This window comes from Streptomyces niphimycinicus (genome assembly GCF_018883605.1).
GTDB lineage: Bacteria > Actinomycetota > Actinomycetes > Streptomycetales > Streptomycetaceae > Streptomyces > Streptomyces niphimycinicus.
Genome location: NZ_JAHLEM010000842.1, coordinates 1 through 7,758, shown reverse-complemented (window position 1 = coordinate 7,758; position 7,758 = coordinate 1). Strand labels below are relative to the sequence as shown.

At 71.4% G+C, this 7,758-nt stretch carries 6 protein-coding genes and 3 pseudogenes; 7 read left to right on the top strand and 2 right to left on the bottom strand.

Annotated features, from left to right (window positions below; all coding sequences use genetic code 11):
• Positions 1–353 (top strand): annotated as a pseudogene (locus KN815_RS51200) (lysylphosphatidylglycerol synthase domain-containing protein); the annotation flags it as partial.
• Between the two features lie 183 nt (positions 354–536).
• Here the strand turns inward: KN815_RS51200 and KN815_RS51195 are convergent.
• Together KN815_RS51195 and KN815_RS43975 are read right to left on the bottom strand one after the other, a co-directional pair.
• A pseudogene (locus KN815_RS51195) lies at positions 537–1,175 on the bottom strand (RibD family protein); the annotation flags it as partial.
• Entirely contained in the window at positions 1,175–1,924 is a 750-nt protein-coding gene (locus KN815_RS43975; protein ID WP_216347352.1) for a creatininase family protein, read from the bottom strand. The pseudogene KN815_RS51195 and the gene KN815_RS43975, both read right to left, overlap by 1 nt.
• A gap of 97 nt (positions 1,925–2,021) precedes the next feature.
• Here KN815_RS43975 and ribA point away from each other — a divergent pair, with 97 nt between their 5' ends.
• The 6 genes and pseudogenes from ribA to KN815_RS43945 all read left to right on the top strand — a co-directional run.
• Entirely contained in the window at positions 2,022–2,678 is a 657-nt protein-coding gene (ribA, locus tag KN815_RS43970) for a GTP cyclohydrolase II (RefSeq protein WP_216347351.1), read from the top strand.
• A gap of 182 nt (positions 2,679–2,860) precedes the next feature.
• Positions 2,861–3,367, top strand: coding sequence for a (2Fe-2S)-binding protein (locus tag KN815_RS43965; protein WP_216347350.1), 507 nt, complete (start codon positions 2,861–2,863; stop codon positions 3,365–3,367).
• The gene (locus tag KN815_RS43960; RefSeq protein WP_216347349.1) at positions 3,364–4,353 is read left to right on the top strand and encodes an FAD binding domain-containing protein; all 990 of its coding nucleotides are present in this window, start codon (positions 3,364–3,366) and stop codon (positions 4,351–4,353) included. The genes KN815_RS43965 and KN815_RS43960 overlap by 4 nt, the downstream gene beginning before the upstream one ends.
• The gene (locus KN815_RS43955) at positions 4,350–6,482 is read left to right on the top strand and encodes a xanthine dehydrogenase family protein molybdopterin-binding subunit (RefSeq protein WP_216347348.1); all 2,133 of its coding nucleotides are present in this window, start codon (positions 4,350–4,352) and stop codon (positions 6,480–6,482) included. Before KN815_RS43960 ends, KN815_RS43955 begins: the two co-directional genes overlap by 4 nt.
• Positions 6,483–6,484: 2 nt before the next feature.
• Entirely contained in the window at positions 6,485–7,399 is a 915-nt protein-coding gene (locus KN815_RS43950; RefSeq protein ID WP_216347347.1) for an NAD(P)H-binding protein, read from the top strand.
• An 87-nt stretch (positions 7,400–7,486) separates the two neighbouring features.
• A pseudogene (locus tag KN815_RS43945) lies at positions 7,487–7,758 on the top strand (SpoIIE family protein phosphatase); the annotation flags it as partial.

Sequence of the window (7,758 nt, the reverse complement as noted above, 5' to 3'; positions counted from 1 at the left end):
GCGGCGCGCTGGCCGAGGCGCGCCGCGGGCTGCTGGCCCGGGGCAGTTGGCCGGGGGTGGTGGTCTCCTCGGTCGTGGTGCTGGCCGGGCATCTGACGACGTTCGTCCTCGCCGCCCGGGCCGCGGGATCACACGCGCCGCTGTCCGAGCTGCTGCCCCTGATGGTGCTCGCCCTGATCGCCATGGCGCTGCCGCTGAACGTCGGCGGCTGGGGCCCCCGCGAGGGCGTCACCGCCTGGGCCTTCGGCGCCGCGGGCCTGGGCGCGGGCCAGGGGCTGACCGTGGCCGTGGTCTACGGGGTGCTCACCTTCGCCGCGAGCCTCCCCGGTGTCGCGGTGCTGGCCGTCCAGTGGTGCGTCCGGCCGCGGGGCCGACAGGTCGAGTTCGAAGAGGGTGTCCTCGCCGAGGGTGGAGCGGCGGACGGGCGGGCGCAGCGCGTCCCGCATGACCGGCGTCCCGTCGAAGCGCAGCCCGGGGATGCCGTCGCCGAGCAGGACCGGGGCCACGGTGACATAGAGCCGGTGCAGCGCCCCCGCGTGCACAAAGCGGGACACGGTGACGCCGCCGCCCTCGATGAGCACCCGGCCGAGGCCGCGCCGCGCGAGCGTCCGTACCAACTGGTGGGGGGCAAAGGCGTCGGTCTCCGTGAGCGTCAGCAGCTCCACCCCGTCCGGCGGCGCCGGCCGGCGCTCGCCGGTGGCGCCCACCACCCACAGGGTCGGAGCTGAGCCATCGGTGAACACGCGCCGGTCGAGCGGCACCCGTCCGCGGGGATCGAGGACGACCCGCACCGGGTGGGTGCCCGCGCAGGCGCGGACGGTGAGCTGGGGGTCGTCCGCGACGGCGGTACCGGCCCCGACGACCACCGCGTCGGCCAGGGCGCGCAGCCGGTGGAGATGGCGGCGGTCCTCCTCGCCGGTGACATAGTCGGCGTCGCCGGTGCGGGTGGCGATGAATCCGTCCAGGCTCTGGCCGAGCTGAGCGATCGTCAGCCGCGGCCCGGCCAGGCACAGCGGGAGATAGCGGTCGACCAGGAGCCGGGCCTGCGGCGAGGCGGGCGCACTCCACCGCCGCCTGCCGTCCGGGCCCCGGACCAGACCGGCGGGCCCGGTGTCCGCCTCGCTCCGGACGGAGCGCAGCCGCTCCCATGCCTCTTCCGTTTCGAGAAAGGTCATCACGCCTCCTTCTCGCCACCGACCAGGGAAAGATACTCGGCGAACGAATCGACGAGCCCGGCCAGCAGTTCCTTTCCCTTATGCGCGGATGCCCTGGACGGCCGGCCGATGACACCGGACTCCGTATAGGCGGACATACCGAGGGTGAGCAGATGCTTCCGCTCGTCGGATATCCAGTCGGAGGTTTCATGACCGGGCCGGACGAGTTCGGGATGGGCATGCAGGAGTACGGATGCCTCCAGTTCTCCCGCATGCATATCGCTGTTCGACGGGGTGTGCACTCCGGCGCGGGTCCTGGCGGCATCCCAGTCCGCCGATCCCGGGAATAGCGCCATACCGAAGTCACCCCCGGCGGATTCCTGAACGATGTTGCGCAGTACGTAATTGCCGCCATGTCCGTTCACCAGAATCAGACCGCGTATACCCGAGCGCCGCAGCGAGTCCGCGATATCGCGGACGACGGCGTAGAGGGTGGCCGCGGACAGGGAGATCGTGCCTGGCCAGGCAGCATGTTCATGGGAGCAGGAGATCGTCACCGGGGGCAGGTGAAGCACCGGATACGCGGCCGCGATCTCGCCCGCGATCGTGCCGGCGATGACCGTGTCGGTCGCCAGCGGGAGAAATGCGCCGTGCTGTTCGAAGCTGCCTACGGGAAGCACGGCGACTTCGGCCCGGCCGGCCCGCACTTCCTCCGTCGTCTGTGTCGGCAAGACCATGCCGACCTGCGGGCGCGTTCCCGAACCGCTCATATCTCATGGACCTTTCATGTGTCGGCCGGACAGCTTGTTGCCGCGGCTTTGTCATTCTCCTGTACAAGGGCGGTGGTTTTCCAGATAAGATCGGGACATGACAGAAAGTGATGGCGTGTTCGATGTCGACGCCCGCCCCTCGGGTGTCGAACGAGTGGTGAATGTCCGGCTGTCCACGAAGCATGGCGACTTTCTCGCGATCGGCTATCGGGACCTCGTTCGCGGTGATGAACAAATGGCGCTGGTATACGGCGATGTCACCGGCGAGGAAGCGCTTACCCGCCTGCATTCGGAGTGCCTCACCGGAGACGCGTTCGGCTCCCGTCACTGCGAGTGCGGCGACCAGCTCTCCGCGGCACTGAAGGCGATCGTGGCCGAAGGCCGGGGCATTCTCGTCTATCTGAGGGGCCATGAGGGACGCGGGATCGGGCTGCTCGCCAAGCTCCAGGCGATGAAGCTCCAGGCGGAGGGGCTGGACACGGTCGAGGCCAATCTCGCCCTCGGCCTCCCGGCGGACGCCCGGGACTACAAGGTGGCGGCGGATGTGCTGCACAACCTCAAGGTGCGCTCCGTGCGGCTGCTGTCCAACAACCCCCAGAAGCGGGACGCGCTGCTGCGGCACGGCGTCAGGGTCAGCGAGCAGGTGCCGCTGCTGATGACTCCGCACAAGGAGAACCTCCCGTATCTGCTCACCAAGCGGGATCGCATGGACCACTATCTGCCCCATCTGGAAGCCGTGATCCAGCGCACCTGAAGAAGTGCCCGGCAAGGACAGCCCGGCCAGGGGCCGCGGCCCCGTCCACCGGCGTCGGCCGGGCGCGAGCCGCGGCCCGCCATCGGTGTGGCCTTACCGCCGAACGGGCGATCAGTGCTCATATGTCCGAGAATGGGGGTGCCGCGTGACGTTCCGACGGACGACGATCAAGGGTAGGGACCATGGACCTGGAGATCGAGCTCCGGGTGGACGGGACCGAGCACCGCCTCACCGTCGACACCCGCACAACGCTGCTGGACGCCCTGCGCGAACAGCTCGGGAACACCAGCCCCAAGAAGGGCTGCGACCACGGACAGTGCGGCGCCTGCACCCTGCTGCTCGACGGCCGCCGGGTCCTCGGCTGCCTCGCGCCGGCCGTCGCCCACCAGGGCGCGGACATCGTCACGGCAGCCGGTCTCGCAGACGGTGAGCTGCATCCGCTCCAGCAGTCGTTCATCGCCCATGACGCCTTCCAGTGCGGCTACTGCACACCCGGTCAGATCGTCTCGGCGGCCGGCATGCTCCAGGAGGCCGGGGCGGGCTGGCCCAGCGCCGCAGCTAAGGACCTGGGCGCCACCGATGTGGTGCTCGACGACGAGGAGATCGCCGAGCGGATGAGCGGCAACCTGTGCCGCTGCGCCGCGTACGCGAACATCGTCCCGGCGATCGCGGAGGTGGCGCACCGATGAGGCCCTTTCGCTACGAGCGCGCCGATGAGGTGTCGGCGGCCGTCACCACCCTGGTCCGGGACCCCGAGGCGGCCTATCTGGCCGGGGGGACCAATCTGGTCGATCTGATGCGGCTGGAGGTGGTCACCCCGGAGCTGCTGATCGACATCCGGCGGCTCACCTCCGACCGGATCGAGGAGCTGCCCGACGGGGGGCTGCGGATCGGCGCGGCCGTGCCCAACAGCGATCTGGCCGCCGACCCCCGGGTCCGGCGGCGCTATCCGGTGCTCTCCCAGGCGCTGCTCTCGGGCGCCTCGGGCCAGTTGCGCAATCTCGCCACCACCGGCGGGAATCTGCTCCAGCGCACCCGCTGCCCGTACTTCCAGGACATCACCACCGCCTGCAACAAGCGCACACCGGGCGCGGGCTGTTCGGCCATGGAGGGCTATCAGCGGGATATGGCGATCCTGGGCGCCTCCCCCACCTGTGTGGCCACCCACCCCTCCGACATGGCCGTCGCGCTGGCCGCGCTGGACGCGGTGGTGACGGTGGCCGGTCCGGCCTCCGAGCGGCGGATCCGGCTGACCGAGCTGCACCGGCTGCCGGAGGCCGACCCCGAGCGCGACACCGTCCTGGCCCGCGGTGAGCTGATCACCGGGGTGGAGCTGCCGCCCCCGCACTCCGCGCTCCGCTCGCGCTACCGCAAGGTGCGCGACCGCGCCTCGTACGCCTTCGCGCTGATCTCGGTCGCCGCCGCGCTGGAGGTCACCGACGGGGCGGTCCGGGACGCGCGCATCGCACTGGGCGGGGTGGCGCACAAGCCCTGGCGCGCCACCACGGCCGAGGCGACACTGCGCGGCGCGCCCGCGACCCGGGAGAGCTTCCTGGACGCGGCGGCGGCCGAGCTGTCCGCGGCGCGGCCGCTGCCGGGCAACGCCTTCAAGGTCCCGCTCGCCCGCAACACGATGGTCGCCACCCTGCTGGAGCTGCTGGAGGAGGCGCGATGAGCCACGTCACAGCCCGCCCCCACGCCATCGGCCTCCCGATGGACCGCGTCGACGGCGCGCAGAAGGTCACCGGCACCGCCACCTACGCCTATGAATGGCCCCTCGACCAGCCCGTCTATCTGTATCCGCTCCAGTCCACGATCGCCTCCGGGCGGGTCACCGGGGTGGACAGCGCGCTCGCGGAGGCGGAGCCGGGGGTGCTGGCCGTGCTCAGCCACCTCAACGCCCCCACGCTGACCCGGCCCGACGATCCGGAGCTCGCGGTCCTCCAGTCCGCCGAGGTCGCCTGGCGCGGCCAGTTCATCGGGGCGGTCGTCGCCGAGTCGTTGGAGACCGCGCGCCGCGCGGCCGGGCTGGTCCGCGTCGACTACGAGAGCCGGCCTCCCGATGTGGTGCTGCGCGCCGACCGTGACGACCTCTGCTCCCCGGTGCACGCCGCCGCCTTCGGCACGGGCGGTGGAGAGCTCCAGGACGGCTCGCCCGCCGACAGTCTGCTGGGGGACGTCGATACGGCGCTGGCGGCGTCGCCGACCATGGTGGACACCACGTACTCCACGCCGATGTACCACAACAACCCGATGGAGCCGCACACCGCCGTGGTCACCTGGCTCAACGGCGAGCTGCTGGTGCGCTGTTCCACCCAGGGCGTCTCCATGAGCCAGGCCCTGATCTCCGGGGTGCTGGGGCTGGAGCCGGGGCGGGTGCGGGTGGTCTCCCCGCATGTCGGGGGCGCGTTCGGCTCGAAGGTCTACCCCCACGCGTATGCCGTCCTCGCCGCGATGGCCGCCCGGATCGTGCGGCGGCCGGTCAAGTTCACCCTCACCCGGCAGCAGATGTTCGCCCTGGTCGGCTACCGTCCGGCGTCGATCCAGCGGATCCGGCTGGGCGCCGGCCGGGACGGCAGGCTCACCGCGCTGGCCCACGATGTGATCGAGCAGACCGCCAAGGCCAAGGGGTACGCGGAGCAGGTGGCCGTCTGCTCCCGGATGATGTACGCGGCACCGCACCGGCGCACCACCCACCGGCTGGCCCCGCTGGACATCCCGGTGCCGACGATCATGCGGGCGCCGGGCGAGGCGCAGGGGATGTACGCGCTGGAGTCGGCCATGGACGAGATGGCGATCGCCTGCGGTCTCGACCCGGTGGAGTTCCGGCTCCGCAATGAGCCGGAGGTGCATCCGGAGTCCGGGCTGCCGTTCTCCAGCCGCCATCTGACCGACTGTCTGCGCGAGGGCGCCCGCCGGGCCGGATGGGAGCACCGTGACCCGGCCCCCCGGGCGCACCGCGCGGGGCGCTGGCTGGTGGGCACCGGCATGGCCGTCTCCACGTATCCCTCCCCGCGCTTCCCCGGCAACACGGCCACCATCCGGGTCGGCCCGGATGGCCGCTACACGGTGCGGATCGCCGCCGCCGACCTGGGCACCGGCACCTGGACGGCGCTCACCCAGATCGCCGCGGACGCGCTGAGCGTCCCGGTCGGGCAGGTGGAGATGCGGATCGGGGACACGGCGCTGCCGGCCGCGTCGGTCGCCGGGTTCTCGGCCGGCATCAACAGTTGGGGCACCGCGATCTGGGAGGCGGCGGACCGGCTGCGGGCCCGGCTGCGGGCCGAACACGGCGGTATCGCACCGCCGGAGGGGCTGGAGGTCAGCGCGGAGATGGCCGGCGGCAACCCGGAGGCCGAGCGCTATGCGATGCACAGCTTCGGCGCCCAGTTCGCCGAGGTGCGGGTCGACGAGGACACCGGTGAGCTGCGGGTGACCCGGCTGCTGGGGATGTTCGACGTGGGCCGGGTGATCAACCCCAAGACGGCCCGCTCCCAGCTCATCGGCGGGATGACCCAGGGGATGTCGATGGCGCTGTACGAACACAGTGTGCTCGACCCGCGGTTCGGCCATGTGGTCAACCACGACTTCGCCCAGTACCACATCGCCTCCCACGCCGATGTCCACGCGATCGAGGCCCACTGGCTGGACGAGCCCGATCCGCACACCAACCCCATGGGGGCCAAGGGCCTCGGCGAAGTGGGCATCGTGGGCACCGCCGCGGCCATCGGCAACGCCGTGCACCACGCCACCGGGGTCCGGGTCCGCGAACTGCCCATCACTCTCGACAAGCTGGTGTCCTAGCCATGGCCCCGGCACCGATCCTGGTGACCGGCGCGGCGGGGAGCGTCGGAGGCATCGGCCGCACCGTGGTCGAGGAACTGCGCCGGCGCGATCTGCCGGTGCGGGCCATGGTCCACCGGGAGGACGAGCGGGCCCAGGCGCTGCGCGCGACCGGCGCGGAGGTGGTGGCGGGCGATCTGACCCGCGCCCCGGACGTGGCCCGTGTGCTGGACGGCTGCGGGCGGATGTACTTCGGCATGAGCGTCTCGCCGAAGTACCTGGAGGCCACGATGACCACGGCGGCGGTCGCCCGCGACTACGCGGGGCTGGACGCGCTGGTCAACATGTCGCAGATGACGGTCTCCCAGATGGACCTCACCAGCACCTCGGAGTCGACGCAGCAGCGGGAGCACTGGCTGGCCGAGCAGGCGCTCAACTGGTCCGGGCTGCCCGTCACCCATCTCCGGCCCACCATCTTCATGGAGAATCCGCTCTTCACTACCTTCGCCTACCACTCCATCGCGGAGGAGGGCACGATCCGGCTGCCGTTCGGCACCGGGCGCACCTCCCCGGTCGCGGCCCGGGACGTCGCCGCCGTCGTGACGGAGATCCTGGTGGACCCCACTTCGCACATCGGCAGGACCTACCATCTGACCGGCCCGGCCTCCGTCGACATGACCACCATGGCCGAGGAGTTCGCCGACGCGCTCGGCCGGCCGGTCAGCTATGTGGACGTCTCCTACGAGGCATGGGTCGAGCACGACCTGAAGGCGCTGGGCCTGCCCGACCACCTCTTCGACCACCTCGCCACGATGGCCCGGCTGCACGCGGAGAACCGCTACGACCGCCGGACCGACGACATCGAGACGATCACCGGGAGGCCCGCCACCGGGGTGCGGGACTTCGTCCACGAGCACCCCGAGATGTTCACGAAATGACGTGGCCCGCCGGATTCACCGGTTGACCGGCGCCCGACGGGTGAGCGCATTGCCTTGAATGCCCCCTTGAGGTAGTAAATTTTCTGCATGGGCATGGACGAGGCCATCGCCGCACGGATGCGCATGATCACCGAGGCGGGTGACCGGCTGAGCGGCCCCGATCTGCTGGGATTCGTGCTCGACCACGCCGTGACGGAGACCGGCGGTCTCGGCGGCATGGTGCATCTGCGTGGCCCCGGCACCCGGTCGCTGCGGCTCGCGGCGGTGCACGGGCTGATCCGTACGGTCGCCCGGGACTGGGCGGAGGTCGAGGCAACCGGCGGCGCCGGCGCCCCGGCCCGCGCGGTGGCCCAGGGCGC